1 protein-coding gene and 2 pseudogenes are annotated in these 1,517 nt (G+C 63.0%); 1 reads left to right on the top strand and 2 read right to left on the bottom strand.

What is annotated here, in order from left to right; genetic code table 11:
• Positions 1-420, top strand: a pseudogene (locus BO39_RS35115) (hypothetical protein); the annotation flags it as partial.
• 159 nt (positions 421-579) lie between these two features.
• Here the strand turns inward: BO39_RS35115 and BO39_RS29420 are convergent.
• Together BO39_RS29420 and BO39_RS35570 are read right to left on the bottom strand one after the other, a co-directional pair.
• Positions 580-1,131, bottom strand: a pseudogene (locus BO39_RS29420) (sigma-70 family RNA polymerase sigma factor); the annotation flags it as partial.
• A 63-nt stretch (positions 1,132-1,194) separates the two neighbouring features.
• On the bottom strand, positions 1,195-1,517 hold a 323-nt coding region (locus BO39_RS35570; RefSeq protein ID WP_043840438.1), incomplete at its 5' end, for a DDE-type integrase/transposase/recombinase.

The raw sequence follows: 1,517 nt of genomic DNA on the forward strand, positions 1-1,517 counted from the left end.
TACGGCGGTGCAGGGAACGACCTTCTGCAGGGCGGCGCGGGAAACGACACGCTCTGGGGTGGTGTTGGTGCCGACAGCTTGTCTGGGGGGGCTGGCAGCGACAAGTTTCATTTCGGATCAGCGCCAGAGGGTGGTGACTTCATCACGGACTTTCAGCATGGCCAAGACATTCTCGAGATTTCGGCCTCTGGCTTTGGGGGAGGGTTGATAGTTGGAACCAGCCTTCGTCCAGACGAGTTTACGTCTAACTCTACCGGCATGGTGAGTGCTCCCGCAGGGATCGGTCAGTTTGTCTACCGCACTGATACAGCCACTCTATTCTGGGATGTTGACGGATCGGGCGCTGGTGAGGCAGTGATGATCGCTAAATTCACTGGCGGCTTACTTATGCAAGCCAGTGACATCCATCTAATCGGATAAGTGCCTCCTTCATAACGAATGGGTTAGGCAGAGCGGCAGGGGTTTTGCACGTTCGGAGGGCGTCTGACGTCCTTCGAGGTGGCTTACCGCCGGTCAGCCGCGTGTCGATGACGGGCCATTCGGGGTGTCAGGGGCAGCCCTCTACACCTGCGGTGCATCCTAACTTCCCTCCAGGAAGGTCCGGAGTTGCTTGGCGAGCGCCGGGTGCTGCAGCTTGCGCAGCGCCTTGGCCTCTATCTGACGGATGCGCTCACGCGTCACGATGAACTGCTGGCCAACCTCCTCGAGGGTGTGATCCGAGTTCATGCCGAGCTCGAAACGCATCCGCAGCACCCGCTCCTCGCGCGGCGTCAGACCGGACAGCGCCTTGCTTGCCGCGTCCCGCAGGCCAGCCTGGACCGCCACGTCCAGCGGCAGGACGGCGTTCTCGTCCCGGATGAAGTCGCCGAGGTGACTGTCCTCCTCGTCACCAATCGGCGTCTCCAGGCTGATCGGCTCCCGGGCAATCTTCTGAGCCTTGACCACCTTGTCCTCCGGCAGGCCCATCTTGGTGGCGAGCTCCGCAGGCGTCGGCTCCCGCCCGAGTTCGTGCATCATCTGCCGCGACGTACGGTTCAGCTTGCTGACCGTCTCCGTCATGTGCACCGGCACGCGGATCGTCCGTGCCTGATCGGCGATGGCTCGGGTGACAGACTGGCGGATCCACCAAGTGGGCATTGGCAAGTTGTTTGACGGGAGGGCGAGTTCGGCGGCGTGACTGAGGGGGCGGTAGGATCAGGATGCCGCTTGGGCGCAGGTCTCCTGCTGCCAGCTGCGACAGGCCTTGGTGCGCGCACGCTGGTACTCGCCGGCCGTCATCAGGTGTCGACGAGGACGGAAATGGCCGTAGATCATGCTGTGCGCCGAGAGGAACCGCTGAGCCTGCTCAGCCGACTTAAACCGTTGCATCTGCCGCTCCCGCCGTCGGGTAGGGCGGTGCGAGTTCTCGGCCCGGTTGTTCAAGTAGCGGCTGCTTCGATGCCGGACCTCGGGTAGGAGTTCGCGCTGGGCCACGCCGTGGCTCTTCAGCCCGTCAGTGACCAACCGGCGCGGCTTGT

Origin of the sequence: Roseomonas aerilata DSM 19363 (assembly GCF_000711725.1) — a bacterium.
Taxonomy (GTDB): Bacteria; Pseudomonadota; Alphaproteobacteria; order Acetobacterales; family Acetobacteraceae; genus Roseomonas; species Roseomonas aerilata.